We start from the raw sequence: 25,488 nt of genomic DNA, 5'->3' as shown, positions 1-25,488 counted from the left end.
AGTTTCGATTTAGCCAGAGTGATGGTGCGCTAAGATAGGGGACGGGCATGGAGCACGGGCGCAAAATCGCCGTAGTGGGGCTCGGCTATGTAGGATTGCCGGTCGCCGTCGCTTTTGGCCGGTCCGGCGCAGACGTGGTCGGCTTCGATATCGATGGACGCCGCATCGCCGAGCTGAAGGCCGGTGAAGACCGCACGCGCGAGGTCGATCCGGATAGCCTAGCCGAATGCCAGGTTGCGTTCACCAGCGACCCGGTCGCGCTGAAGCGCGCCGACTTCTTCATCGTGACTGTACCGACGCCAATTGACGACGCGCGGCGGCCGGACCTCACGGCCTTGCGCAAGGCTTCGCAGACTGTCGGCGCGGCCCTGAAGCCGGGTGACATCGTGGTGTACGAATCCACGGTCTACCCTGGCGCCACGGAAGAAGACTGCGGGCCCATCCTGGAGAAGGCTTCCGGCTTGGCCGCCGGGCGCGATTTCACCCTGGGCTACTCGCCCGAGCGCATCAACCCGGGCGACCACGCCAACCGCTTCGAGACGATCCGCAAGGTGGTGTCCGGCCAGGACGCCGCCACCACCGCAGTTGTGGCGAACGTTTACGGGTCGGTGGTGGAGGCGGGGATTTACGTGGCGCCCTCCATCCGCGTCGCCGAGGCCGCCAAGGTCATCGAGAACAGCCAGCGCGACCTCAACATCGCCTTCGTGAACGAACTCTCGGCATTGTTCCAGCGGCTCGGCATCGACACGCTTGACGTGCTGGCGGCCGCCGGCACGAAGTGGAACTTTCTTCCGTTCTCGCCCGGCCTTGTCGGCGGCCACTGCATCGGGGTGGATCCCTACTACCTCACGCACCGCGCCGAGCGGGCGGGATACCATCCGCAGGTGATCCTGGCAGGGCGCCGCATTAACGACTCGGTCGGCTCCCGTATCGCCAGCGACGTCATCAAGCATCTCCTGAAGGCGGGGCGGCGCACCGGGCGGGTGACGGTGCTCGGCCTGACGTTCAAGGAGGACGTGCCCGATATTCGCAACACGCGGGTGGTCGACATTGTCCGCGACCTGGCCTCGGTCGGGCTCGAGGTGCAGGTCGTCGATCCCTTGGCCGCGCCCGAGGACGCGCGCCACGAATACGGGCTCGCGCTGGTCGGGGAGGGGGACTTGCAGCCTGCCGACGCGGTCGTCCTGGCCGTGCCGCATCGCGACTTTGTCCGGCGCGGCTGGGACCTCGCCCGCTCCGCCCTGCAGGACGGGGTCGGCTTGGTCTATGACGTCAAGGGCAAGCTCGACCGCGCCGCGCGCCCGGGCGGCGTCACCCTGATGCGCCTGTGACCGCGCTCTCCGGGCTTGCCTCGGCCGCGCATGCGGGCCAGTGAAAGCCAAGGCCGCAACAACACTGGACCTCGATCATGCACGTGCTCGTCACCGGGTCTGCCGGCTTCGTCGGTTTCCACCTCTCCCGCCGGCTCCTCCGCGACGGTGCGACCGTGACGGGCGTCGACGGCATGACCCGCTATTACGATGTGAGCCTCAAGGAGAAGCGGCTTGAGTTGCTGGGCGAGACCGGCGCCTTCGCCCGTCACGACGTGATGCTTGAGGACATGGACGCCCTGTCGCGCGTCTACCGCGACGCCAAGCCGGACGTGGTGGTCCACCTCGCGGCCCAGGCCGGGGTCCGTTACAGCCTCGAGAACCCGCGCGCCTATGTCGACGCCAACCTGGTCGGCACGTTCAACGTCCTGGAGCTCGCCCGCGAAGGGGCGCCGCGGCACCTGCTGATGGCCTCGACCAGCTCGGTCTACGGCGCCAACCGCGAGATGCCGTTCCGCGAGGACATGCGCGCCGACATGCCCATGACGCTCTACGCCGCCACCAAGCGCGCGACAGAGCACATGGCCCACAGCTACGCCCATCTGTGGAACCTGCCCACAACCATGATGCGCTTCTTCACGGTCTATGGGCCCTGGGGCCGGCCGGACATGGCGCTGTTCAAGTTCGTGGAGGCCATTGAGGCGGGACGGCCGATCGACGTCTACGGCCACGGCGACATGCGCCGCGACTTCACCTATGTGGACGACCTCGTCGAATCCATGGTGCGCCTGATCGATTGCGTGCCGGAAACGGGCGGCCCGGGCGCCTCGGAAGCCGCGCCCTTCCGGGTCGTCAACATCGCCGGCGGCGCCCCGACGGGTCTCAACGACTACATCGCCGCCGCCGAGCGCGCGCTGGGGAAGAAAGCCATCCGCAACGAATTGCCCATGCAGGCGGGCGACGTGCGGGCCACCCACGCCGACAACGCCCTGCTGCTTCAGCTGACTGGCTATGCGCCGTCCACTCCGGTGGACCAGGGCGTGGCTGAATTCGTCCGGTGGTGGCGCGGCTGGCGCGGTTCTAATACGTATTAGGCTCCCGCCTCACGCGTAACGGGCCGCTCAAGCCCGAGCAGAGAGAATGGGCGGAGGGGCAGGGCCGCCATCCCGATATATCTGCACTGCCATGCCCCGCGGCTTCCATCCTGCGGATCTCTATCCCGTTGGTGGCGGTTGCCTCGCGAAAAGCGACAGTCGGCGATTGAAGCAGACGTTTGGGCGGCGTTTCTTCCGCATGCTCATTAGTCAGAATGCAATTGTTCAGCCAAGATAGCAGGCGGGAACTGGCGGCTCTTGGCCTGCTGAGGATGACTGCTAGTCCGTTGGTCCGCGGTTGACACCGCCTCCGACTGGCCCGATACCAGCCGTGCTTGTCCCTGCTCCGCCGCTTTGACCACAAGAAGGCTGGTGGTCGCGTATGACGTCTTCATGACGGCTTGCGCCCTGGTCGCCGTCTTCCCGTTGCTGCTCGCGGCGCGGTGCGCTACGTGCCGGCCCTGATCCCCGGGTTCGCGGCCTACGCCAGCCTCGTCTACTGGTATTTCGGCCTCTACAAGTCCCGCTGGCGCTTCGCCTCGCTCCCTGACCTGTCCGGGATCGTCACGGCCGTGACGGTCCTGAGCCTGTGGCTGCGGTGCTGGACGATGGACTCGCTTCGCCAATGAGATCCTGTTCGACCGGGCGGAGCCGACCCTCGAGACGGACGTGGAGGGCGTGATGGCGGCCAAGCCGCTGTTCGCCGACATGGCGCGAATGCAGGAGTGGCTCGGCCAACTGCGGGCGGCGCTCGAGTCGGAGAACCAGCAGGCGGGCCGCCGCATCCTGGCGGAGGCCGTCCCGGCCTTCACCCGCGCGGTGATTCCGCCGCCAGCCAGCGCCGAACCCCCTCCTGCGTCGACGCAACCGGAGGTCGCGAGAACGGCACCGGCCGAGGCCACTCACCACGATCGCGAAGTCCTGAAGAGGTATGAGTTTGCGGATGCTGCCAAGGGCGTTGCCGGCATCGCCCGATGCGCGGACACTCTCCTGCGCGGCTTTGACTGACGGAGAACAGGGCGAGGGACAAGGTATCGACTGCTATCCACCAGCCTTGCCGCGCTCTGGGCAGAGGCGTCGGTCAGTACGGTCACCCACTGCGCATGTGGTGGGCGGCGCGGCCCCCAAGGGGGTGGTCGTGAGGCGGCGCGAACGAGGCAAGGGCGGAGATCAGCGCGTCCTGCTCCGGCGGGGGCACCTCGCCGGCGTCCCGGTGTTCGATGGTGTAAACAGCCGCGCTTTCGGCAACGCACGCCGGGCGAGCGTGAGCTGTCAGTACTTCTCAGGCCCGAGGGGTCACTGCCGCACTCGGCTGCAGGCGCCTGAACAGGAGTACGGGCAAGGTCACCGTAGCAATCCACCACGCCTGCCAGGCGCCGTGGCTTTCCACGCCGATGGCCACGGCCGCCGCCAGGCAGGCGATCGCCTCGGGCCGGCGGTCCTCCGGCAGGCGGCGGATATGGCGCGCAGCCATGAGAAGCAGCAACAGCGCGAACGCGGCGCCCGGCGCGCCGAGTTCGCTCCAGACCTGCAACAGGGCGTCGTGGGGGTGCCCGACGCCCAGCATCTCTCGATGCTGCGCAGGAACTTCCGCCACGACCGGATCATTCGGCAGTTTCGGCGAAGAGCCGAAGCCCGTCCCCGTTCCCAGCCGCCGCATCGCGACCTCACCGAAGGAGATCCAGATGTCCACGCGCTCGCGCGCGTGCGCGGACGCAAGCGCATCGAACGCCCGCGCGGGCGTCACGCGCTCCACGACCACCCCAAACACCGGCTGAATGAGCAGGAGCGCGGCGAGGACGGGCGCGAGGCACGCGCCGGCCAGTCGCGGCGTCGCCAGGCTGATCGCGTACGCGCCCGCACCGACCAGGACCGCGAGCTTGGACGTGCCGCTTGTGGATAATACGGCGCCGGCGGCCACCGCGGCGAACACGGCAAGCGCCAGACCACGTCGACCCTGAGACCTGAGCGACGCCGCCAGGGGCCAGAACAGCAGGGCCACGGTGACGATGGGCCGGTTCATTACGAATGTCTCCATCCGCCCCGACCACAGGCGCCGTAGCGGGAAGCCTAGGCGGACTTCGACGGCGACCAATGCGGAGGTGGCCACAATCGCGGCCGCGAGCGCCAGGGGCGCCCAGCGGGGCAGGCGCTCCGGAAGGCAAGCCGCGAGCAGCACGCCGGCCGCGAGAGGCGCCATCAGTTCGGCATAGGCCGCCAGCGATTGTCGCCGGTCTACGCTCCAGGCGATCGAGACCAGAGCCCAGGCCAAGAGCAGGAGGCTCGCGATTCCCTCGGGTGACAGCACGATGCGCTTGATCGCCGCAAGAACGCGCCCCGCGCCCCACTCCAGGACGGCGCCGCCAACGCAGAGGAGGGCCGCGATCCCCATCACCAGGGGTGAGGAGCGGTTGGCGAAGGCCATCAGCACGGGCAGGACGGCGACGAGGAGCGCAGCGGCGCCGTCGAGCGCAAACCGGGCGCCCTGGTGCGAACATGGCGTGGAAGCGGAGTCGGGACTCTCGGCCGAGGTCTTGGGCAGGACGAACATGAGCTTCCGCTTTATGCTGGGCCGCTGACGAGGGCGCAAGCGGAGTCTGCTAAAGCAAGGCGCCTTGCCATCAACAGAAACGAGATGAGTTGAATTTCGAAGCGCCTCGCCAGGGTGAATGGGCGGCTCGCACCCGCGATGGTACTGGTACGCTCAGTTCACGGCGCGCGCTGTCTCAAGGACGTGATAGACGCCGCCATCACGGTCCCCGCCGCCTTTGACGGCCTCGTGTAATCCCGTCGCGATCCTCTCGGCGATGGGCAAGCGATAGTGAAGACTGTCCCAAAAATTTTCATCGCGGCGCGTAATGGCCGAGGGGAACCGGAAGTCTACAACCGTTGCCCGTCCGGCGGCCACTTTGGCGACCCTCGCCTTGCATTCGGCGTCCCGCGCCTTGCCCAGGCTGCCCTCGGCATCCTGCCCGTTGACGTGGCGGGGCGGGAACACCAGGACTGCGCGTGTTTCGGGCGGCAGGCGGCCGAGGAGGGACGACAACCAGTCCAGGGCCGGGAACCTCCACGATGCTCGCTGCTCACCACTGACCTGTACCGGCGGGCGAAGGGCCGATTGTGGCCCCCCGCCCTCATAGATATGGCTGCGCGCCTTTTGCAGATCGTACTGACTCTCCGGCGGCGTGAAAACCTCGTAGCCGTTGGCGCCGAGCCTCTCCCGCATCAGCCCGAACTGGTGCGCGGCGAGCCGCCACGCTACTTCGAGGCCTTTCAGGTTGAAGAGGTGCGGCCAGTCGTTCCAGCGGTTGTCGTCATAGAAGCTGTCCGGGAACGCCCGGAAGGTCAGGCGCTTCGCCGGGCTGTCGGCGTCCTCCTCGCACCAGAGGGGATCGAGGCCCATGATGATGAGCTTGGGATGCGGCGTTTCACGCAGGAAGAGGTCGGCGATGCGCGACTGCTCCCAGGCCGTCGCTGAATTCATCGCCAGGTTGGCGCTGCGAACCCCAAACAACTGGTCGATGCGGTCCGGATTCAGCAGCCGGATGGTGGAAGTGCCGAACACGGCCGAGTCAAAGCGATGGGATCGAACCACCTGCGGGTACATGAACCGCTGGTTGAGATCCATGAGGGCAGGGGGCTTGCCCCCACTCCAGGGCGCCGCGCCGTAGGGATCGAAGGCCAGCAGGAAGGCCGCCGTCAGGCCCACGAGCCCCACGAACGCCAGGGCCGCCTGGGCCAGCATCGAGCGCCACGCGCGCGAATTGACGGGAACGGAATCCATCACGGCTCGCTCCATCGCCCGCCGCGCGCCCGCGATCAAGTTGAACTTGTCCAACCCAAGGTTCGCCCGCCGGGTTGAAGCGGCGAAACCGTCAAGTGCCTGGGTTGCCCAGCGCCCGTGCGATCTCCGGCTCAAGAGCACGGGCGGTGTTCTGGGTGATGTGGGAATCGTCCCAGAATGCCTTGGCATCGCGAGTGAGGGGAGTGTCGGTTCGGAAATCCAGCGCCGCAACATTCGTCCGCGCACGGGCAAGCGCCCCAATGGCGGCCTTGCACGCGGCCTCCGCAAGGCCTGCAGGAGAAGCCGAATCCGGCTGTACGGCCGCAAGGATCGGCGTGATCACCAGGGCGACTCGGGTTTGGGACGGGATCTCGTCCAGCATCGCGGCGAGAACGTCCAGCCCCGGGTAAGGTCCGGCTTGCTCGGCAAGCGGCAATTTAGCCTTGCGGTTCACTCTGGCGCGGGTTCGTTCATCATACAGCTTCTGGCCCTCGTAGTCCCAATAGCCATCGCGACCGGCGAGCGTCAGCGGCCTCGTCCCGCCCATGAGGGTCGCCAGCGTGTCCTCGATGGCTTTCGTGCGGAAAATTCCCCGCGCATAGGTCAGGAAATCGGGAGCGTAAAGCCAGAACGGGAACGGGACGGACTGCAAGCGATGCTCAGCGCCTGGCCCGCTTCGACAATCGAAATCATCGATGCCGATGACCACCGCTTTCGGGGGCGTCTTGCGATGCTGCAGGAAATAACCCAGCAGCGCCTTGTGCTCGCGCACTCCAGTCGCCGGCGTCGCCAGCGAGACGAAGTGGAAGCCGGTGAGCGCGTTCAGCCGCTCCGGGCTATAAAGTTGGACATGCGAATTGCCGATGATGGCCGCATCGAATTGCGGGTCGCGCGCGCGACTGGCGTGAGCGGTGCGCGGTGCCTGCTCGCGCGTGCGCCCGAGTCCGAGCCCGGGGACACGCCCCGTGTCATACGGATCAACGGCGAGAATGAGGCCGTAAACGACAGCGATGGCGGCGGCGGCCGACAGCGCCCAGGTCCTGACAAATCCTGACCAACCCGCATCTGATCTCGCGTGCAATGGCCCTTACTCCTCAGACCTTGCCATGCTTCGTCCAGTGCGCGAAATACGCCTGACTTTACCCGCAGAGCGAGCAAATACTAGCTAAATCGGTTTCCGCGGTCAGCCCCGAACTTGATAGAGCCGCTTATGGCGGGCAACGCACCACGCTTGACCAGGCGGGGCATTGACGGCAGCACAACAGCTCGCTGCATTACCCGGCGCGCGTCCGCCTGCAAATCGAACCTTCGGGGCCGGAACAAAGGTATATTCTTCGCCGATATAGGTCGTGTTCGCGAACTTGTCGGGGGAGAGATGGCGAGCGGCTCAGGCTGGCCAGGTTCTCACCGCAGTGTCCTTTCTGGGAGAATCCTAGGCATCCCTGAAACGAACAAGCGAAAGGCCAGGATGCTGGACGGCCTTTCCTATTGCCGAGGCGAGCGATGCCGGGTCTGCGGCCTCCAGATAGATCGCGTCAAAGGCCCGCGCGACCAAGGCTAGGTTGGGGCCGCTCGGATCGACGCCGATTGCCGGAATGTTGGCCCGCTCCATTCCGTCCCGGATCATGCCGTTTCCGTTGTTGTCATACACGAGCACGACGAGAGCGCGGCCCAGTTCGGCCGCGCAGGCGAGTTCCGGAAGCGTGAATTGCAGGCCGCCATCGCCGATAATTGCGACTACCGCCCGATCCGGACAGGCGATCGCGGCACCAATGGCCGCCGACAGCGCGAAGCCCAAGGTCCCGTACCCGCTGGGATGCAGAAAACGCCTGGCCGCGTAGGATGGAAAGACCGAGCAGGCTGTATAGGCGAGCTTCGTCATGTCCGTGGCTAGGATGGCGTCGCGCGGCAGCCCCCCACGCAGCGCGTCCAGAAGCGCCACTCGGTCGGGGGCTAGCCCGCGCTGCGCGTCGCGGACCAGCCGGCGCACGGCGGCGGCCGGGCTCGAAGCCTCGTCGAGGTCGGAGACCCCCTCCGGCAGCGCGTCACAGAGTGCCTGAAACGCCAGGGTGGCATCCGATTGAAGAGCGACCTCAGCCTCGCGATCGGTGAGTTCGGCCAGGTCCAGATCGATGCGGATCAGAGGCGCGACAATGGGGAGGCTGTCCGTCCAATGGTGCGTTTCGGCCAACTCGGTTCCGGCGGCAATGACGAGGTCGGCCGCGGCCAGCGCCTCGCGTCCGGCGCTCGTCGCCAGGCAGACGCCCGCGCTCAAAGGATCGTCGGCGGGCAGGACGCCCGATCCGGCGACTGTGGTCATCACCACTGCGCCAAGGCGTCGGGCGAGTTCGAGGGCCTCGGCGGCAGCATTGACCGCGCCGCCACCCAGCAGCAGCACGGGTCGGCGAACTGCGCGAAGGCGCGGTCGAGCAGCCTGGGCGCGGCGCCCGGGGTTAGCGCAGTCCGGCTCCAGGCCACCAGCGGCGCGATGGCGTTGGACTGGTTCTGCAACTCGTGCAGCTGCCCCGAATCGAGCGGGAGGTCTCCCCGGGCGCTCACGCTGGATAGCGCCAGCACCGGGCTCGAATCCGAATAGGCCTAAGCCAGGGCTGTTGCCGCATTGGTCATTCCCGGCCCGCTGGTCAAAACGCAGGCGGCGGGCCGCCCGCTGGCGCGGGCGTAGCCGTCCGCCATGAAACCCGCGCCCTGCTCGTGCCGCGGGGTCACGTGACGGATCGCGCTGCCCGCGAGGCCCCGGTAAAAGGCCAGCGTATGGAGCCCCGGAATGCCGAAAACAGTGTCGACGCCGTGTTCCGAGAGCCGCTGGACCAGTGCCTCGCCGACAGTGCAGCCGGTCTCGCTTATGCGCGCCCCCCGGCGACCCGGACCAGCGCATCGGCAGCACGGCGCCTTCGCCGGCGGGCATCACCATCAAGGGGTTCACGTCGAGCTCGATCAGTTAGTCGCCCTGCGCGACGGCGTAGCCCGCAATGGCTTCCACCGCGGATGCGGCGGCTTCGAGATCGCCCGCGGGCCGCCCACGGTAGCCTTGCATAAGACGACCTAAGGCGCCGCGTGTCAGCGCCGCGACAATGTCGTCGCGTCCGGCCGGCAGCAGCAGCGTCGTGACCTCGCCGATAAGCTCCACCAGCACACCCCCGACCCCGATCGTGAGGGTGAGGCCGAATTGCGGATCGCGCTGGATCCCGACGAGCGTCTCCAAAACCGGGTGCGGCAGCATGCGCTCGACCAGGAAGCGCTCGAGCCGGATGGAGGGATCACGCGTCGCAACCGTCCCGACCATGCGCCGGGCCGCGTCCTGCGCGGCTTGGGCCGTCTCCAGCCCGAGCGCCATGGCGCCAGCCTCGGTCTTGTGCGCCAGCTTCTCGTGCAAGCCTTTGACCACCACCAGCCCGCCGAGGCCCCGGGCAGCGGCGGCCACCTCTGATAACCCAACGACGCGGCCCTCCGGCGTGCGCAGGCCGTGGGCGGCCAGCGCCGCCTTGCCCTGAGCCTCGTCCCGGAAGCGGCCGGTCCGCTCCTCGAGCGGGCCGACCCCGGCCAGCGGGGCCGGGCGGCCGCGCGACGCGAGGCTGGCGCGCCATTCGGCGTGGACCGCCGCGCCGTTGATGGCCCGCATGGCGTCGTGCAGCCCCTGCAGGGGCGCCAGCCCGGCCCGCATCAGCGCGCGCGCATGGCGGGCGGGATGGATTCCGGATTGACGCTGGAGACAGCGCCGGGGACGCCGGTCGTCTCCGAGGCCTGTTCCGGCGCCTGGATCATGGCCTCCACGGCGGGGCTGACGCCTTCCGCCTGCTGCGGGTGATCGACCACGAGCACGGCCTTGTCGGCGCCTTCGCGCATAAGAGCCGTGAAGGCGCGCGCCAGCGGCTCGCGCGCGCCCCACATCACGGCGGTGAAATCGAGCGGGTTCGAGACCTGGCCATAGGGCGGAAGCTCCGAAAGTACAGCGGCGGTCTGCTCCGCCGTGGGCTGCGGCAGTTCGAGGCCCGCCTGGGTAGCGAAGTCCGCCGCCATTCTGGAGTCGCCTCCTGACGAGGAGAAGGCGACCAGCCGCCGGCCCGGCTTCGCGCCCCAGACGGCGACGAGCTTTAGAGTCTCCTCAAACTCCGGCAGGGTGGCGCAGCGGATCACGCCGACACGCCGGAACAGGGCGTCGTAGAAAGCGTCGGCGCCAGCCAGCGAACTGGTGTGGCTCATGGCGAGGCGGGCGCCCACGGCCGTCACGCCCCCCTTGAGCACGACAACCGGCACGCCCCGCTCCGCCGCGGCGAGCGCTGCCTCGTGGAAGGCCGGCGCGTCGCGCAGGCCTTCCAGGAACACGCCGATCACCTTGACCTCGGGGTCGGCCAGGAAGCCGTGAATGTAGTCCTCGATGCCGAGCACGGCCTGGTTGCCGGCCGACACGATGTAACGCCACGGCAAGGACCGCTGGCTCTGGGCCCTGCGCCGCCCCCACCGCAGCCGCCCCGTGGGCCGCGGGCCGGCATGCGCGTGGAGCGTGAGATGGCGAGCGCCCGGCAGATCGCCGCCAATCGGGCAATGCGCAGCGCAGCATCGGGCCGCGCACGGCCGAGGGCAAGGCGCGGGCGCGGCGCAACGCCCTCAAGCACGGCCTGTGCGCCCTGCAACTCGCCGCCACCGACCCGGCGAGCGCCGATCAGCAGGCTCTCGCCGCCGCCCTGGCCGGCCCCGGCGCGCCGGCGCCCGTCCGCGTCGCGGCGCGCAGGCTCGCCGCCTGGCTCGACCTGACCCGAGCTTGCAAAACTGCGCTGGCGCGCGTGCTAGCCGCGCCGGACGCGGACCTTAAGCTGGCCCTCACGCTCGACCGTTACGCCCATCGCGCGCGACGCGCCCGCGCAGCCGAAGCGGTTGCGCTGGCGCAGCTCCGCCAGCGGGGACCTCGTCCTGGGCCGTCCTGAGCAACTGAACGGGACGCCGGGTCGCGCGGCCGGGCGTCGAGCTGGCCCGCCGGGCACGCCCGGGCCGCGGGGCGCGCGCCCGGGCGAGCAGTCGGGCGCGCCGGGTCTCGCCGTGACTGGTTGACGCGATCGGGAGAGTATAATGAGCCGCGGCGGTCTCGCTGGCGAGGCCCCGGCTCGGCCGCCGAGCTCCGGGGCCGCGCCGGCCAAACGAAGCCAATGCGGCTGCGCCCCCGCCGCGACCGTGGGAGCGTCCGCCGCCGCGCCCGCGGTCGCTTGGGACAAACCAAGCCAGTCAGCGGGTGGTTCGGCGCGGGCCGCCCTGCTGGCGCCGGCCTCGGGCGAACTTGCGCCGGGCCCGTGCCGCCCGCCGTTGAAGCGCGAGCCGGCGCTGGGCGAGCCGATCTCAATCGGCCCAGGCGGGGACGGATCGGGAGCGCCGCCGCGCCCTCGTCCGGCCCTGCCGGCGACTAACCCCAAGCCGCCGGCAAGAACGTTAGCGGGGCCTGCGCCGCGCTGGCGGCCCGGCGCCGGCAGCTTGGCCGAGCCGCTCATCCCGCGCCGCCTCGCAGTCGAGAACCGGCTCGTTGCGGGCGTGCCGGTCTTCGAGCTCTTGGCCCACCTCCGCCGCCCGCCTTCCCGCCCGCCCTAACGGCGCCTGGCTGCAGCGGAGCAGCACGTGGCCCTTCGCAGCCTGCGACGCGGTCAGTCGTCCGCGCCGTCCGAGATTGCACGCCGCCCGAGGGGACCGCGAGGTCCGACGCGTAAAGGCTGTCGTTCTGGGGCCTCGCCCTCAAGCGCATGAATGGCCACCCGTTCGGCGCGTCCTCGGAGCGAGCCGAAGCCAAGAGGACGACATCGAAAGGCGCCTTCCGCGCCGATCGCCACTGCTTCGCTGACCACGATCGACACCCCGAAGCTCTTGGTCAATTCCTCTAGCCGCGCCGCCACATTGACGACGTCGCCAACCGCGGAATAGTCGAAGCGCATCGCCGATCCGATGTTGCCGACGTTGGCTCTCCCGGTGGCGATGCCGACGCCCAGCTGCAACGACCCGGGTTCAAGCGCGGCGCGGATCCGCTCGGGCAGGTCCGCTTGGACGGATTCGAGGCAGGCCTGCATGTCCAAAGCCGCCCGACAGGCGTGGTGGACGTGCTGGTGGTCGTCCATCGGGGCGTTGAAGATGGCCATCAGCCCGTCTCCCAGGTACTTGTCGATGGCGCCGCTGTTCGCAAGAACCGCTTGGGTCAGCGGGGTGTGCAACGTGTTCAGGAAATGGACGACGTCCTCTGAGCTCAGGCGTTCCGACAAAGAGCTGAAACCACGCAGATCCGCGAATAGAACGGTGATCTCGCGGTTCTCGCCGCCGAGCCGAAGGCGGCTGGGGTCTCGCGCCAGACGCTCGACTATGACAGGCGCAACGTAGCGGCCAAAGGCTTCGCGAACGCTGGCGCGGGCGTGCTCGGTGCTGCGATAGGCCAGCACGGTCACGGCGCCATAGGCAAGCGCGCCCGTGGCTGCAGGAATTGTCGGATCCAGCAGCAGTCCGAGGTCGCTGAACGCGAACCAACTGCCTGCGGCCGCTGCGACAGGGAGGGCGAGGGAGCCCAAGGCGCCCCCCAGGGGGCGCAGATGGCGGCCGAACAGCCATCCCGACAGAGCGAGGAGGAGGCATGCGGCCGCCTCTGCGCCGCGCGCCCAGTCGGGCCGTTGCAGGCTGATTCCGCTCAGGGCTTGCTCGATGATCTCGGCATGGATGTCGACCCCCGGAGCCGCTGCGTCCAGCGGAGTCGCGCGGGTGTCGGCGAGCGCGGCGGCGGTGGATCCGATCAGCACGATTTTGCCTCGGAAACGGTCCGGCGCCGCTGCGCCGGACAGCGCCTGCCAGGCAGGAGAGTGCCGCTCCGGCTTGGGGCCCGCATAGCGCACTCGAAAGGCGCCAGAGGCTTCGGTCGGAATCGTCAGGTCGCCGACACGAACCGCATCCATCTCCGCCGCGCCCCGGCCAGGAAGCCCCCCGGCCTTCGAGGATCGGATCAGGATCGAAGGCGCGCCGGCGGCGACGCGAAGCGCCTCAAGGCCCAGGGAGGGAACCACCACCGTCCCGACCCTGAACACGAGCGGCGCCGTGCGGACCACCAGGTCGCGGTCCGGAATCCAGTTCAGGGCGCCAACGCCCTTTGCGGCGTCGCTGAGCCGCGGCAATGGAGCGATCGCGCCCTTGAACGCCGGAAGAGATGGCCTGGGATCATCGCCGGCAATCGCGAGACCCGACAAGACGGGAGGCTTCTGGAAGGAGGCATCGGTCAGCACGGTTCCGACCACGGCGCCTGTGCTGCGCAGGGCGTCCGCCAGGGTTTGGTCGTGAGAGGGGGCGAGTGAGGCCAGGGCGGAGATCAGAGCGTCCCGCTCCGGAAGGGGCGGCAGCTCGCTCAGAGCGCGCTCCGGCGAGGTGCGATCCGGCTCCGCCAGCAGCATGTCCAAGACGACTGTCGCTGCGCCGGCGTCCCGCAACGTTGCGATGAGCTTGGCGATTCGATCGCGGGGCCATGGCCATTGCCCCAGGCGCGCGAGCGATTCGTCGTCGATGTCCACAATCTGGACCGGCGCTTGGGCGTCCCATGATCGCGGCGCAAGTTGCTGGTAGCGGTCGAACAGAATGTCCCGGACCGCCTTCAGCGGCTGCGGTTCCACGAGGCAGAGGGAGATCCCTATCGCCAGCGGGACGGCGATGGCCACAGCGTCGGCAAGTCGTCCGATCCAAAGACGAAGGGGCACGTCGGCTCGTCTTTCCAAGATCCGAGATGGAGGAGTGATCATTCCCTGGAGGGCCGCTTCGAGCGATGTTCGCCCACATGGAGGTGCGTGCGAGCCCTGCCGTCCCGCTTAGCGCAGCAGCCCTCCGGACGGCAGCCGAACCGGCGGCTGGATGGACGGGAGACGCTGTTCCAAGGGGGCGGGCTCCAAAGGCGAGGTGGGCGCCACGGGCGCCAGCCCAGGGGTCAGGCTCCCGGCGGGGAGGCCGTTCCGCAGCGGCGAGAGGAAAGGGCCCGTGCCTGGAAGCGCCGGGGTTCGGATGCGCCCTATTGGAAGCGCCAGATTATTCAGGCCGCCGAGCCGGGCGCCTTTCGGCGTGACCCGGACGCCGCGGCCGGCTGGCACGGACTGGCATTTCCAGTCGCCTCGGCGGTTGGGGCAGACCAGGACGCGCCCCTGGCTGACGTCCATGGACAGTTGGCCATCGCGCACCCGGAAGACGAAAGCGGTGCCGCGCACCCCGATCGTGGCGACGGGCGTCCTCAGCCGATAGGCTTCGTGCGACGATCGGCCGGTGACGAAACTGAAGACGCCCCGGGAAGCGTCCACGGCGAAGTCGAGAAAGCCGCCTCGGGGGGCGTAAACGAACCGGTCGAGCTTGGCCCGCGATGACGGCCCGAGCGTGAGGCGCGTCTCGTCCAGAAAGCGGATATCCACCTGGCCCCGCGCGTCCGTCTCGATTGTCGCCTCGGAAACAACCTTGTCGTTGTTCTGAACCGGCGCAGGCGCCTGTCCTGGCAGGGCGCTCGTGACGGCTGTTGCTTGAACATGCGCCACTCCGATGCCCTGGTCTGCCTGGCTCGTCCGGGGAACGGATGCGCTTGCAATCGTCGCGGCCAGAAATCCTGCCGCCCATCTCCGCTTCATCGGGGGAACTCGTTGCTGGAGGGGACGGCCCCGAAAGGCCGTCCCCCGACCCATTAGCGGAGACGCAGGCCGCCCGCCAGACCGCCGGCTGCAGCCAGGCCACCGCCGGAACCGCCCAGCCCCGCGCCGGCGCCCAGGCCGGCCGACGCGCTGGGGCCGAGGTAGGAGACGGAGCTTCCCGCGCCGGCGCCGGCCGCCAGGCCATGTCCGCCGCCGATGCCGAGCCCCCCGCCGGCTCCGATGCCGGCTCCGGACCCGCCCCTGCTTCCGGTGGAGCCGCCTGCGAACGGCTGTACTCCGCTGCCGTCGATCCTGATCCCGCCACCAAACATGGCTTCGGCGGCATAGGCCGATGTCATCGCGAAAGATGAAAAGATCAAGACGGCAGGAATGACCAGCTTTTTCATGTAACGTTCCTTATTTGTAAGGCGAATCAACGATCCGCCTTCTGATCCTTATCGATCCGTCATCTTCATCATGTGCTGAATCGCACATCGGCCGGACTGGGTATTGCTGTCGGTTCGAAGGTCCACCTTCGCCCGCCGCGCTCACGCTAGGGGCGGATGGTCGAAGCCCTCCCCACGCCAACCCGGCTCCACCCCCTTTTCAGAGCCTCCAGGGCGAGGAGCAGGGCGATGGCGCTCGCCGCGGCGGCGCCGAGGTCGTCGGGGTGGAGGGGGGCGAAACGGAACAGCGATCGCAGGGCCGGCCAGAGCAGCAGGGCCGACAGGGTGGACGCCGTCGCGGCGAGGACGGCCAGCAGGACGGCGCTGGGCCGCCGCACCGCATTGAGCAGGGACGCGGAGAACGAGCGGTTCACGAACACGAGCGCCAGGATCGACAGAACCAGCGACACGAAGGCGACGGCGCGCACTTCGTCGGGACCCATGCCCCTGGCGGACGCCGTCCAGACCGCGCCGGCGGTGGCCACGAAGGCCAGCCCGCCCTGCAGCAGGCCCCAGCCGATCAACGCGGGCGTGAACAGGGGCGCCGCCGGATCACGCGGCGGCCGGCGCATGACGTCGTCTTCCTCCGGCTCGGCCTCGAAAACGAGGGAGCAGATGGGGTCGATCACCATCTCCAGCACGGCGATGTGCACCGGCCCGAACAGCGGCGGCCATCCAAGCATGAGAGGGGCCACCGTGAGGCCCGCGATCGGCACGTGGACGGCGAAGATGAAGCCCATCGCCTTGCGGAGGTTGTCGTAGATTCGCCGCCCAAGCCGCACGGCGGCGGCGATGCTGCCGAAGTCGTCGTCGAGCAACACCAGGGCGGCCGCCTCCCGCGCGACGTCGGTTCCGCGTCCGCCCATGGCGATGCCGATATGCGCCGCCTTGAGCGAGGGAGCATCGTTCACGCCGTCGCCCGTCATGGCCACGACCTCGCCGTTGGCCTTGAGGGCCTGAACGATCCGAAGCTTCTGCTCCGGCATGATGCGGGCGAAGACCGTCGCCGCCCGCGCCCGGTCCCGCAGGGCCGCGTCATCGAGGGTGGAGAGTTCGTCCCCCGCGAGGAGGCAGTCTCCGTCGATGCCGGCCTGCCGGGCGATGGTGCGCGCCGTGGCCGGGTAGTCGCCGGTGATCATCACCACCCGAATGCCGGCTGCGCGGCACTCGGCCACCGCGGCGGGCACGGCCGGGCGCAGCGGGTCCGCCAGGCCGACGAGGCCCAGGAATGCGAATCGGAACCCCGTTTGGCTCTCCGGCAAGGGGCCGCTCGGGCTCACGGCGCGGGCCACGCCGAGAACCCGCAGGCCCTCGGCCGCCATGGCCTCGGCCCCGGCCGCAACCGCCTGCGCCTGGTCGGGCGCGAGCCCGCACAGGCGGGCGATGGCCTCGGGCGCGCCCTTGGCGGCGGCCACCTGCTCCGGACGGTCGGGGGTCCGCCACACCTGGGTCATCGCGAGGAGGTCCGGCCGCAGCGGATAGGAGCGCGCAAGCTCCGCCGGGGCCGCGCGCTCGACGCCGAGCCTGAAAAAGGCCAGCTCCATGGGGTCGCTCGGGCGCGGGGCGCTCGCCAGCATGCCCGTCTCGATCACCGCTCGCACCCGCGGGTTCGCGGAGGCGGGCGCGTGCGCGCCGCCGTCGGGCAGGCGGATCTCCGCGATGCTCATCCGGTTCTCGGTGAGCGTGCCGGTCTTGTCCGTGCACAGCACGGTGGCGGCGCCGAGCGACTCGATCGCCGCGGCCCGTCGGGTGAGCACCCGGGCGCGCGAGATGCGCCAGGCCCCCATCGCCATGAACACGGCGAGCACCACCGGGAATTCCTCCGGCAGCAGTGACATGCCGAGGGCGATGCCGGCCAGGAAGCCGTCCAGCCAGCTGCCTCGCGCCACGCCGTAGATGGCCACCACCAGCAGGCAGACGGCGGCGCTGGCGGCGGCGAAGGCCCGCACCACGCGCCGCGTCTGGGTCTGCAGGCGGGGAGCCTCGGTCTCCAGGCCGCCCAGGGAGGCGCCGATGCGACCGATCTCGCTGTCCGCGCCCGTGGCCGTGACCTCCGCCAGTCCCGAGCCTCGCACCACCAGCGATCCCGAGAACACTTGCGGCAGGTCGTCCCCACCGGGACGACTGGAGAAGGGCTCCTCGCCCGACCCGGTCTTTTTGCGCACGGGGACGGATTCGCCCGTGAGCAGCGACTCGTCGACCTGAAGGTCGGACGACTCCGCCAGCAGGGCGTCCGCCGGCACGCGGTCACCCTCCGCCAGGAGGATGAGGTCGCCGCGCACCACCTCCCGCCCCGGGATGCGCGTTCGCGTCCCGCCCCGGATCACCAGGGCACGTGGGCTGGTGAGGTCGCGAAGAGCCTCGAGCACCCTTTCGGTGCGGCTCTCCTGCACGATGGTGATCACGATGGACAGGGTCGCGAACACGCTGAGCACGAGCGCTTCGACCGTGTCTCCCAGCAGGAGATACACCAGCCCGCCCCCGGCCAGCAGGGCCAGCATGGGTTCGCTCAGGACGTCGCGGATGATGCGGAGGAGGGTTCGCCGCTCGGGGCGAGGCAACTCGTTGGGACCGTCACGACGCAGGCGCGCGGCCGCCTCCTCGGCGCTGAGTCCTACGGGGGAGGTCGCCCGTGTCATGGCGTCGGCTATGTCCGTTCGAACGCGCACAGAATAGGGCGCGAATCAGAAGGTTGTGTGTCGGCTTGCATGAGTCTAGCGTAGGCGCAAGTCCTCGAGGAAAGGAGCGTCGAGCATGACGATCCGGATCAGAGCGGACAGGCAGTCTACGAGTACAATCTCGTCGCCAGCGGCCCAGCGGGCCGGCCTGGATGGAAGCGCCTTCCTCCGGCTTTTCTGGGCCGCAATTCTTGGGATGTGCTTGATTATGGTCGGCCGTGTTTATCAGTCCGGCTCGGAGATTCAGCCGCTCGCCGCCGCCCGCCTTCAACAACCTGTCGTTGCCGCTCCAGAACCGCCGAAGACGCTGCCGCCCGCGCTGACCCCGGCCGTGGTGATGGCCCGTGCAAGCGCCCCACAGCAGCCCGCGTCGCCGCAGCAGCCGAAGGCCATGGACTTCACGACGGGCGCCGTACTGGGCGGGAACCCGCCCCTGATCCCCACCCGATCCGTTCAGGTCGTCTCGATCCCGGTCGCGAACGCCACGTCCGTCCCGGCCTCCACCCCGTCCCCGAGTCCGCCGCAGGCAGCCCCGCCGCAGGTCTTGGCCGCCGTGTCGGCTCCTGTGGCGTCGCCGAACACCGAGCAGGCCTCCGAGCCGACATCACTCTCGTCCGCCGCGGCGCCCCGCCAGGATGCGCCTGCCGTGCAGGTCCGCGGCTCAGCGCGGTCCGACGCGACGGAGAAAAGCGAAGCGCCGCGAGCCTCTCACCGGCGCCTCAGGGTCGCGTCCGCTGCTCCGGCCGGAGGACCCCGCTGCACGCGCTACCGCACGTACAACGCCCAGACCCACACCTACCGGAGCTACGACGGCAAGGTGATGGCCTGCCGCTGATGGCGGTCCGGGAGAAGCGTCATGCCGCAGGCCGCTCGCCCCGTCTCCCTCACATGGCGAGGTGCAGCTTGGCGATCTTGGCCGAGATCTGGCTGAACACGCTCGTCAGGTCGGCCGAGTTGGCGACGTTGTAGAACATGCTCGGATCGCTGGCGCAGCTCTGGAGCAGGCTGCTGCTGCCGGTGGTCACCTCCACCCGGACAGTGAAGAGCTGGACCCCCTGCGCCTTCATGTTGGAGCACAGCGTCTTGAGCCGGTTGTCCATGGCCGTCTGGCGCTGGCCCGCCGTGCCGCTGCTGATGCCGAGCCGGTTCTGCCAGATATAGCCGATGCCGGAATAGATGCTGTCGTCGGCGTTGCTCGTGTCCGTGTTGGTGTTGTCGCCGTCCGTCATCAGGATTGCGAACTTGGTGAGGTCCTTCGTCCCATACGCCGCCCCGTCGGCGAAGGGGGCGTTGGGCGAGAGCACGTGCCAGCCCCAGGCGAGGCCCATGGCGATGTTGGTGTCGCCCACCGCCACCATCTGGTCGATGGCGGTTTTCGCGCTGTCCAGGTTGTTTGTCAGCCGGGTGATGGGCGCCAGGGCGCAGCCGGCGTTGGGGCCATAGGTATAGCCCACGCTGTTCGTGCCCCTCTTCGGGGCCTTGGTGTACTTGCGCGGATCGCCCTGCCGGTCGCGCCAGGTGGAGGTTCCGGACGCGTCCGAGAGATAGTTGTTGTAGTAGGCGCCGCCCGAATCGGGCTCGTCGGGCGCGAAGAAGGGCACGAACAGGGTCGCCGGCGTGGCCTGCGAAGGCGGCGTTTCCTGGACGTCGTAGGGCATTGGACGGCTCTCCACGCACCCGCCCCAGGCCACCCCCATCTTGTTGAACAGGTCGAACCGGTTCGCCGCGCTGGTGAAGATCTCGCCGTGGATGGGCGAGAGCGCCTTCGTGTCCATCCAGCTCGCGTTCTGGTACGCGCCGCCGACGTTCACCGTCATGGAAAAGGGCACGATGCCCACCTTCACGAGCTGCTGGTCGTTCTGGGCCTTGCCGAGCTGGTCGATCAGCGACTTGGCCGCGGTTTTCAGGTTGGTGAGCTTCGTCCCGGCCATCGAGCCCGTGTTGTCCAGCACCAGCGCGACCTCGACCTTGCCGATGCCCCATTGGGCGATGGAGGCGGCCGCCACATCGACCGTGTGCACGGCGAACAGCCCGGACACGGTGGTCTTCTGTGTTGCGGTCGTCTGCAGGTTCAACACCCCTGCGCCCTTGGTGAGCGACAGCTTGAGGGCGATATAGCTGGCGCCGCTGAGGCCGGTGGCGACGAGTTCTTCCGCTCTGGCCTGCAACTGGGCGTCAGTCAGCTGCGCGGCTTCCTTGCTCAGGTTGAGGGCGGCGCTGTCCGTCGCAGCCTGGAGCCGTGCCCGCAGGGTGACGGAGCGTGTGTAGTCGACGCTCACGCCCACGGCGCTCAGCAGCGCTGCAAGGGACAGAGCGAACGCGGGCGCGAACGACCCTTCGTCGCGCTTCCAGAAACGCCGGGCGGCCAAATTGAGCATTGTCGCCTCCATGCAACCTTAGCGCGAGTTTGCCAGGAGGCGATTAGCAAACCGTGCAACTTCAAGTAGAAAAACCATCCCAGTTTGGACCGGATTGGGTCAAGGCGAAGATGGTGGGAGAGACGGCTCCTTAACCATGGCGACTGGCGACGGTCATTCAATCGCCGCATTGCTCGAGACGCGCTCTTCAAAGTTACCCGCCGGTAACCATGCCGCCCCTAACGTGTACCCATAACGACGGTGACGGCGCGGCGTGCGCGGGTGGTCTTCACGCCCGTTTGGCGGAAAGGATTGAGTGATGGCGGCGGCATGGGCGGTCCTCGCGGTGGTCGGCGGAGCGGCGGGTTTCGCCGTGGGCTTGAGCTGGGGGTGGATGACGGCCGTCGTCGACGCTTTCATCGGGGCCTGGATGCTGACGGGCGTCGGCGTCACGCTCTCGCTCGTCCGAAGCACCCCGCCCAACGCGGCGGCCCGGGCGTCCGGGCACGAGGTCGACCTGGGCGAGGCGACGGACCAGATGGTCGCCGCCCTGCGCTCGGCCATGGAGATATCAGAGCGCATGGACGAGCGGGCTGCCGCGTCCCCGGCCGCTCCCGCGGCGGATGCGAAGACGCGCGCCAGCGCCTGAGCAGGCTCAGCGTCCCTCGGATCGGCGCCGTCGCGCCTCGTAGGCGCGGTACGCCACGTAGCAGAGCCCCAGAATGGCGACCGCGGTCAGCACGGCCGCGGTGGCGTTCGGCTCCGTCGCCAGGCGCGGCGCCTCGTAGCCCAGTAATCCGCCGCATACGATGACGACGATGGTGGCCCGGTGCAGCGGGTGACGGAAAAAGCGCAGCATGCTTCGAGAACGCCGCTCGCGTTCAAGCTGTTCCGGGGATCTCAGCGCCGCAGGCGGTCGCCCAGTTTGTCGAGATCCCGTCGAAGGGCTTCCAGGCCTCGTTGCATGTCGCGCATCGCCTGATCGGAGATGATGGGCGAGCCGAGCGACAGGCGCGCCGCGCTGTCCGGGCAATCCGGCGCGCCGTCGCGGCGAAGCCTGGGCGCGATGCCGCCCTGGGGCGTCAGCAGGTAGGCGCAGCCGGTGTCGTCCCGCCATACCATGGGCTCGTCCAGCGCCGACGCCGGCGTCGCGAGCAGGAGGGCGGCCAGGGTCGCCCAACCGGTCCTTGCGCTCATGGTCCAGGCTCCGGGATCGTGGGTCCCCGAGCTTACAGCCATTCACGGGCCTGGCGATACCGAGAGCGGCGGCCTGGGCGGCGGGCACGGCTCGCTTTCCCGGCGCTCGATCCTGTCCATGAGGTGCACGAGCCGGACCAGATAGGGCGGCAGCGGCTGGCGGACGGTCTCCTCCAGGATGGGGGAGGGGGGTGGCGCGACCGCCATATCGAAGCGGCCCGCAGGCGTTGCAATCTTGTCGTGCATGCTTTTTCCTCTGGACCGGAGGCAAGCACCACATGGTTAATGAAGGGTGAACGCCGCAACCAGAAGGAGAGGCGCATGAAGGGGCTGGCCTTCGCCTGCATCGTGAGCCTCGCCATGGCGCTGTCCGGGTGCGGCCATTGCTTCGACCTTCGCCCGCACGGCTCCTACAAGTCGTGCCAGGACGACGGCGCGAAATAGCGCGGGCGCCGGCGATGCAGGTCACGCGCTTCGACACAGCCATCGGGCCCTGCGCCATGACGTGGTCGGATCGGGGCGTGCGCGCCGTCCGGCTCCCGAATGCGGCAGGCCCGGCGTCGGCGCGCAAGGCCCAGGACGATGAACCGGGCCAAGGCGCTCCGGAGTGGGTGGGGCGCGCGGTCCAGGCCATGACCGCGCTGCTCGCTGGGACGCGAACCGACCTTGGCTGGATCGAGGTCGATTGGGCCGAACTCCCGGCCTTCGACAGGCAGGTCTACGCTGTCACCCGCAGGATCCCCGCCGGGCGGGCCATGACTTATGGCGAGGTGGCCCGGGCCGTCGGCGCGCCGGACGCCGCGCGCGCGGTGGGGCAGGCCCTGGGTCGCAACCCGGTTCCGTTGATCGTCCCCTGCCACCGGGTTCTGGCCGCATCCGGCCGGGCCGGCGGCTTTTCCGCCCCAGGCGGGGCGCGCTCCAAGCTCAAGCTGCTGGAGATCGAGGGCTACATGGGGGAGGGCCCCACTTTGTTCGACCGCCAGGACTGACCAGCCCGCCGTGGCTCATTCCGCGGCTCTGGACCGCGTTCTCCGGGCCAGCATGGTCCCGGCCGTGGCGGCCGCGAGCGCCCCGAGCCCAGCGCCGGCCGAACTGGCCAGCCAGTCGATCACCTGCGCGTGCCGGCCTGGAATGGACAACTGCGCAATCTCAAGTGCGCCCGAGAGCGCGACCAGGGTCGCGAACCAAGCCATGCGCCGTCGGGCCGGGTCGCCGAAGGTCAGCAGGAACGCCACGCCCGCATAGGCCAAGAGGTGCTCGAGTTGGCCTGGCGCGCCGGTATGTGGCCGGTCGGCTGCGGGAGCCACGGAGAGGGCCACGATCACCGTGAGCAGGCATGCCGCGAGCAACGCGCGGCGACGAACGGCGGCGCGGCCCAGGGTGGGGTTGAACTCGGTCATTCCGTCTCCGGCCAAGCAGCCGCCCCGGAAGGGCGCGCCAGGGTGGAGGTAAAGCGCCGGCGTTTCGCGACGTCAACTCGGCAAAACGAGCGGCGTGATTTCGGCCAGGAGAGGGAGGACGTGGCGCAAATGGAGACAATTGGCGATTAGTGCGACCGAAACGTGATCAGGATCAACATTGCAACCTAGAAGTGCTGTTTCTCATAAAGACACGCTGCGCGAATTACGCGTTCCCGATCGGGTCATCCGCAAGCGGCCGATCGTTTGCAGCAGGTTCAGGGCGAACGTCTCTCGATTTATACGGAGCTTCAAGCCGTGAATGTTTCTTCCAAACCTGACTTGTCCAGCGCCATCGCGATGAACTGGGGGCCGACTGACGTCGACGTCCTGGTCATCGAACGGCGGAAGATCCTGCGTGATCACCTGGTCCAGGCCGTCGAGGAAGCCCGGCTGGCCCGAAGCGTCCAGTCCTTTCCGAAACCCGAGGAGGCCATCGTCGCCGCCCCCGCCGCGCCGGACGGCAAGCCGCTGATCCTCCTGAACTCCGATCAGTCCGGCGACGGCGTCGCGGCCGAGATCGGCGCCCTGCGGCGCGCCTATGGCGATCACGCGCTCATCATCGCCCTGTGCCGCGAGTCCGACGCCGAGGCGTTCGCCGCGGCCGTGGCGGCCGGCGCGCCTGCGGTCGCGCCCGACCACATCGGCCTGGACGTGCTCGTGAGCGTCATGCGCCTCGTGCTGGCGGGCGGCACCTACGCGCCCTCGACCGCGCTCGTGGCGCTCGCGTCCCAGCCCGCGTCGCCCGCCTGGGGCGCCCTCGCGCTCGCGCCCTCGCCCGCGGGCGCGCCCGCGGACATCATCCCCACCCTCACGCGCAGGCAGCGCGACGTGCTGGAGGCGCTGTGCCGCGGCAAGCCCAACAAGGTGATCGCGCACGAGCTGAACCTGTGCGAGAGCACCGTGAAGGTGCACCTGCGCAGCATCATGCGCATGACCCGGGCCCGCAGCCGCACCCATCTCGTGGCCATGCTGGGGAGCCAGCTCGCGGCGATCCCGCGGACCCGGTGAGCGACGCCCGCATTTACCCAAACGGTGATCGCATGTATTTGGAAAGGGGAAACCTGATTTGAGTTAGGCCGACAGGAGGCGTTTGAGAGCATGAAGATCGAGCCATTGGATCTCCAAGGGCTCCGGCTCGTCCGCCCTGTCGCCTTCCGCGACGACCGCGGCTGGTTCGCCGAGACTTTTCGCCGTGATTCCCTCGCGGCCGCGGGCGTGACGGACGATTTCGTCCAGGACAATCAATCCTTCTCCGTCCATCCCGGCACCGTGCGCGGGCTGCATTTCCAGCTCGCGCCCTTCGCCCAGGCCAAGCTCGTTCGCGTGCTGGCCGGGGCCATCCTGGACGTGGCGGTCGACCTGCGGCGCTCCTCGCCGACCTTCGGACGCCACGTGGCCGTGCGGCTCGATGCCGAGACAGGCGAGCAGCTCTATATCCCGGCCGGCTTCGCCCACGGCTTCTGCACGCTCGAGCCGAACTGCATGGTGGCCTACAAGGTCAGCGCCTATTACAGCCGCGAGCACGACCGCAGCCTGGCCTGGGACGACCCGGAGCTCGGCATCCCGTGGCCGGTGGCGGCGGACGCCGCCGTGCTGTCCGACAAGGACCGCGCCGCGCCGCGCCTGGCGGCGCTCGGCCCCGTTTTCGAATGACGTGAAGGATTGGCGATGCGCGTTCTGGTCACCGGCGGTTGCGGCTTCATCGGCTCCGCCCTCGTGCTCCACCTGGTGCAGGACCTCGGCCACGAGGTGCTCACCGTTGACGGCATGACCTATGCGGCCAACCCGCTGTCGCTCGCGCCCCTGGCGCAGGACCGGCGGCACCGGCTGGTGGAGGCGGACATCTGCGACGCCCCGCGCATGCGCGTGCTGGTCTCCGAGTTCCGGCCGGACGCCATCATGCACCTGGCGGCCGAGAGCCACGTGGACCGCTCCATCACGAGCCCCGGCGCCTTCGTGCGCACCAACGTGGTCGGCACGCAGGCCATGCTGGACGCCGCGCGCGCCTACTGGGACGGCCTGCCCGCGGCCGGCAAGGACGCCTTCCGCTTCCTGCACGTCTCCACGGACGAGGTCTACGGCTCGCTCGGCCCGGAGGGCTTCTTCACGGAGGAGAGCCGCTACGACCCGCGCTCGCCCTATTCGGCCTCCAAGGCGGCCTCCGACCACCTGGCCCGCGCCTGGGGCGAGACCTACGGGCTGCCGGTGCTGGTCTCCAACTGCTCCAACAACTACGGGCCGCGGCAATTCCCCGAGAAGCTGATCCCGCTGATGATCCTCAACGCGCTCGCCGGCAAGCCGCTGCCCGTCTATGGCGACGGCCTCAACGTGCGCGACTGGATCCACGTGGAGGACCACGCCCGGGCGCTCTGCGCCATCCTGGAGCGCGGGCGGGTGGGCGAGACCTACCTGGTGGGCTCGCGCTCCGAGCGCGCCAACATCCAGGTGGTGAAGGCGCTCTGCGCCGCTTTCGACCGCTTGCGGCCGGAAGGCGGCCCGCACGAGCGGCTGGTGACCTATGTGGCCGACCGCCCG

General features: G+C 69.1%; 28 protein-coding genes. 11 read left to right on the top strand and 17 right to left on the bottom strand.

All coding sequences use genetic code 11. The features are described from left to right. Window positions 1–47: 47 nt before the first annotated feature. The 4 genes from SLNSH_RS17355 (at window position 48) to SLNSH_RS17340 (ending at window position 3,412) form a co-directional block, all read left to right on the top strand. A complete protein-coding gene (locus SLNSH_RS17355) occupies window positions 48–1,331 on the top strand; it encodes a nucleotide sugar dehydrogenase (protein WP_106338280.1) in 1,284 nt (427 codons plus the stop codon). 77 nt (window positions 1,332–1,408) lie between these two features. Then, window positions 1,409–2,404, top strand: coding sequence for an NAD-dependent epimerase/dehydratase family protein (locus SLNSH_RS17350; RefSeq protein ID WP_106338279.1), 996 nt, complete (start codon window positions 1,409–1,411; stop codon window positions 2,402–2,404). Between the two features lie 452 nt (window positions 2,405–2,856). Continuing rightward, window positions 2,857–3,033, top strand: coding sequence for a hypothetical protein (locus SLNSH_RS24940; RefSeq protein WP_158266800.1), 177 nt, complete (start codon window positions 2,857–2,859; stop codon window positions 3,031–3,033). Window positions 3,034–3,085: 52 nt separating this feature from the next. Further along, a complete protein-coding gene (locus tag SLNSH_RS17340) occupies window positions 3,086–3,412 on the top strand; it encodes a hypothetical protein (RefSeq protein ID WP_146140296.1) in 327 nt (108 codons plus the stop codon). Window positions 3,413–3,686: 274 nt separating this feature from the next. On the opposite strand, the gene SLNSH_RS17335 is transcribed toward SLNSH_RS17340, so the two are convergent. The 12 genes from SLNSH_RS17335 to SLNSH_RS17280 form a co-directional block, all read right to left on the bottom strand. Next, complete coding sequence (locus SLNSH_RS17335) at window positions 3,687–4,955, bottom strand: O-antigen ligase family protein (protein WP_106338276.1); 1,269 nt, start codon at window positions 4,953–4,955, stop codon at window positions 3,687–3,689. Between the two features lie 153 nt (window positions 4,956–5,108). Then, the gene (locus SLNSH_RS17330; RefSeq protein ID WP_106338275.1) at window positions 5,109–6,242 is read right to left on the bottom strand and encodes a hypothetical protein; all 1,134 of its coding nucleotides are present in this window, start codon (window positions 6,240–6,242) and stop codon (window positions 5,109–5,111) included. 37 nt (window positions 6,243–6,279) lie between these two features. Beyond that, complete coding sequence (locus tag SLNSH_RS17325) at window positions 6,280–7,269, bottom strand: hypothetical protein (protein WP_106338274.1); 990 nt, start codon at window positions 7,267–7,269, stop codon at window positions 6,280–6,282. A gap of 351 nt (window positions 7,270–7,620) precedes the next feature. Further along, window positions 7,621–8,586 carry a thiamine pyrophosphate-dependent enzyme gene (locus SLNSH_RS24635; RefSeq protein ID WP_146140295.1) on the bottom strand — a complete coding sequence of 322 codons (966 nt, stop codon included), beginning with the start codon at window positions 8,584–8,586 and terminating at the stop codon, window positions 7,621–7,623. Next, window positions 8,508–8,765 carry a hypothetical protein gene (locus SLNSH_RS24630; protein WP_146140294.1) on the bottom strand — a complete coding sequence of 86 codons (258 nt, stop codon included), beginning with the start codon at window positions 8,763–8,765 and terminating at the stop codon, window positions 8,508–8,510. Before SLNSH_RS24630 ends, SLNSH_RS24635 begins: the two co-directional genes overlap by 79 nt. Before the next feature lie 21 nt (window positions 8,766–8,786). Further along, window positions 8,787–9,053: a thiamine pyrophosphate-binding protein gene (locus SLNSH_RS25735; RefSeq protein ID WP_106338273.1), complete on the bottom strand. Its 267-nt coding sequence runs from the start codon at window positions 9,051–9,053 to the stop codon at window positions 8,787–8,789. Between the two features lie 94 nt (window positions 9,054–9,147). Next, entirely contained in the window at window positions 9,148–9,870 is a 723-nt protein-coding gene (locus SLNSH_RS17305; protein WP_106338272.1) for an acetate--CoA ligase family protein, read from the bottom strand. After that, window positions 9,870–10,634, bottom strand: coding sequence for a hypothetical protein (locus SLNSH_RS17300; RefSeq protein ID WP_158266799.1), 765 nt, complete (start codon window positions 10,632–10,634; stop codon window positions 9,870–9,872). Before SLNSH_RS17300 ends, SLNSH_RS17305 begins: the two co-directional genes overlap by 1 nt. Window positions 10,635–11,836: 1,202 nt before the next feature. After that, complete coding sequence (locus tag SLNSH_RS17295) at window positions 11,837–13,951, bottom strand: CHASE2 domain-containing protein (RefSeq protein ID WP_106338271.1); 2,115 nt, start codon at window positions 13,949–13,951, stop codon at window positions 11,837–11,839. A 66-nt stretch (window positions 13,952–14,017) separates the two neighbouring features. Beyond that, a complete protein-coding gene (locus SLNSH_RS17290; protein ID WP_158266797.1) occupies window positions 14,018–14,725 on the bottom strand; it encodes a FecR family protein in 708 nt (235 codons plus the stop codon). A 143-nt stretch (window positions 14,726–14,868) separates the two neighbouring features. Next, window positions 14,869–15,222 carry a hypothetical protein gene (locus SLNSH_RS17285; protein WP_106338269.1) on the bottom strand — a complete coding sequence of 118 codons (354 nt, stop codon included), beginning with the start codon at window positions 15,220–15,222 and terminating at the stop codon, window positions 14,869–14,871. A 146-nt stretch (window positions 15,223–15,368) separates the two neighbouring features. Further along, window positions 15,369–17,900 (bottom strand): cation-translocating P-type ATPase, encoded by a 2,532-nt coding sequence (locus SLNSH_RS17280; RefSeq protein ID WP_106338268.1) that lies wholly within the window; start codon window positions 17,898–17,900, stop codon window positions 15,369–15,371. A 247-nt stretch (window positions 17,901–18,147) separates the two neighbouring features. On the opposite strand from SLNSH_RS17280, the gene SLNSH_RS17275 reads away from it, so the two are divergent. Further along, on the top strand, window positions 18,148–18,774 hold the full coding sequence (locus SLNSH_RS17275) for a BA14K family protein (RefSeq protein WP_146140293.1): 627 nt from the start codon (window positions 18,148–18,150) through the stop codon (window positions 18,772–18,774). A gap of 49 nt (window positions 18,775–18,823) precedes the next feature. Here SLNSH_RS17275 and SLNSH_RS17270 read toward each other — a convergent pair whose 3' ends face one another. Further along, window positions 18,824–20,317 carry a VWA domain-containing protein gene (locus SLNSH_RS17270; protein ID WP_158266796.1) on the bottom strand — a complete coding sequence of 498 codons (1,494 nt, stop codon included), beginning with the start codon at window positions 20,315–20,317 and terminating at the stop codon, window positions 18,824–18,826. Window positions 20,318–20,615: 298 nt separating this feature from the next. On the opposite strand from SLNSH_RS17270, the gene SLNSH_RS17265 reads away from it, so the two are divergent. After that, window positions 20,616–20,945 (top strand): hypothetical protein, encoded by a 330-nt coding sequence (locus SLNSH_RS17265; protein WP_106338265.1) that lies wholly within the window; start codon window positions 20,616–20,618, stop codon window positions 20,943–20,945. 6 nt (window positions 20,946–20,951) lie between these two features. Here SLNSH_RS17265 and SLNSH_RS17260 read toward each other — a convergent pair whose 3' ends face one another. The 3 genes from SLNSH_RS17260 to SLNSH_RS17250 are packed head-to-tail and all read right to left on the bottom strand — an operon-like array spanning window position 20,952 to window position 21,739. After that, on the bottom strand, window positions 20,952–21,155 hold the full coding sequence (locus SLNSH_RS17260; RefSeq protein WP_106338264.1) for a hypothetical protein: 204 nt from the start codon (window positions 21,153–21,155) through the stop codon (window positions 20,952–20,954). Window positions 21,156–21,196: 41 nt separating this feature from the next. Beyond that, entirely contained in the window at window positions 21,197–21,493 is a 297-nt protein-coding gene (locus SLNSH_RS17255; protein WP_106338263.1) for a hypothetical protein, read from the bottom strand. Window positions 21,494–21,535: 42 nt separating this feature from the next. Then, a complete protein-coding gene (locus tag SLNSH_RS17250; protein WP_106338262.1) occupies window positions 21,536–21,739 on the bottom strand; it encodes a hypothetical protein in 204 nt (67 codons plus the stop codon). Between the two features lie 75 nt (window positions 21,740–21,814). Here SLNSH_RS17250 and SLNSH_RS25595 point away from each other — a divergent pair, with 75 nt between their 5' ends. Together SLNSH_RS25595 and SLNSH_RS17245 are read left to right on the top strand one after the other, a co-directional pair. Further along, window positions 21,815–21,937: a hypothetical protein gene (locus SLNSH_RS25595; RefSeq protein ID WP_280954483.1), complete on the top strand. Its 123-nt coding sequence runs from the start codon at window positions 21,815–21,817 to the stop codon at window positions 21,935–21,937. A gap of 14 nt (window positions 21,938–21,951) precedes the next feature. After that, a complete protein-coding gene (locus SLNSH_RS17245; RefSeq protein ID WP_106338261.1) occupies window positions 21,952–22,482 on the top strand; it encodes a methylated-DNA--[protein]-cysteine S-methyltransferase in 531 nt (176 codons plus the stop codon). 15 nt (window positions 22,483–22,497) lie between these two features. Here SLNSH_RS17245 and SLNSH_RS17240 read toward each other — a convergent pair whose 3' ends face one another. Continuing rightward, window positions 22,498–22,893, bottom strand: a complete 396-nt coding sequence (locus SLNSH_RS17240; protein WP_106338260.1) for a VanZ family protein — start codon at window positions 22,891–22,893, stop codon at window positions 22,498–22,500. Between the two features lie 315 nt (window positions 22,894–23,208). Between SLNSH_RS17240 and SLNSH_RS17235 the strand changes: the two genes are divergently transcribed. The 3 genes from SLNSH_RS17235 to rfbB form a co-directional block, all read left to right on the top strand. After that, window positions 23,209–23,961 (top strand): helix-turn-helix transcriptional regulator, encoded by a 753-nt coding sequence (locus SLNSH_RS17235; RefSeq protein ID WP_146140292.1) that lies wholly within the window; start codon window positions 23,209–23,211, stop codon window positions 23,959–23,961. 90 nt (window positions 23,962–24,051) lie between these two features. Continuing rightward, window positions 24,052–24,606, top strand: coding sequence for a dTDP-4-dehydrorhamnose 3,5-epimerase (gene rfbC, locus SLNSH_RS17230; protein WP_106338258.1), 555 nt, complete (start codon window positions 24,052–24,054; stop codon window positions 24,604–24,606). 15 nt (window positions 24,607–24,621) lie between these two features. After that, on the top strand, window positions 24,622–25,488 hold an 867-nt coding region (gene rfbB / locus SLNSH_RS17225; protein WP_106338257.1), incomplete at its 3' end, for a dTDP-glucose 4,6-dehydratase.

Origin of the sequence: Alsobacter soli, assembly GCF_003004785.1 — a bacterium.
GTDB lineage: Bacteria > Pseudomonadota > Alphaproteobacteria > Rhizobiales > Beijerinckiaceae > Alsobacter > Alsobacter soli.
The sequence above is the reverse complement of the archived record's forward strand: the minus strand, read 5'-3'. Positions and strand labels throughout refer to the sequence as shown.